The 527-nt window shown below is 45.7% G+C and carries 1 protein-coding gene; it reads right to left on the reverse strand.

Annotation, left to right across the window (positions count from 1 at the left end; genetic code table 11):
• The coding region (locus H5092_RS20420; protein ID WP_182734877.1) for a GTP-binding protein at positions 1-527 on the reverse strand (527 nt) is incomplete at both ends.

Genomic DNA, 527 nt, shown 5'->3' on the forward strand with positions numbered 1-527 from the left:
CACTCTTTCTCGCCTTCTAACGCTTTAAGCGCAGAACCAGCGATTAGAGGTAAGTCATCACCTGGGAAATCGTATTCAGAAAGAAGTTCACGAACTTCCATTTCTACTAGTTCAAGTAGCTCTTCATCATCAACCATGTCACATTTGTTCATGAATACGATGATGTAAGGAACGCCAACCTGACGAGAAAGAAGGATGTGCTCACGCGTTTGTGGCATAGGGCCATCTGTCGCAGCAACTACTAAGATCGCGCCGTCCATTTGAGCAGCACCAGTGATCATGTTTTTAACATAATCGGCGTGACCAGGACAATCTACGTGTGCGTAGTGACGTGTAGGTGTATCGTATTCAACGTGAGACGTTGAAATAGTGATACCACGTTCGCGCTCTTCTGGAGCGTTATCGATTGATGCGAAATCTTTAGCAACACCGCCGTATACTTTTGCAAGTACGTTAGTGATTGCTGCAGTTAGTGTAGTTTTACCGTGGTCAACGTGGCCGATTGTACCAACGTTTACGTGCGGTTT

The organism is Pseudoalteromonas sp. SR41-7 (assembly GCF_014163935.1).
Taxonomy (GTDB): Bacteria; Pseudomonadota; Gammaproteobacteria; order Enterobacterales; family Alteromonadaceae; genus Pseudoalteromonas; species Pseudoalteromonas distincta.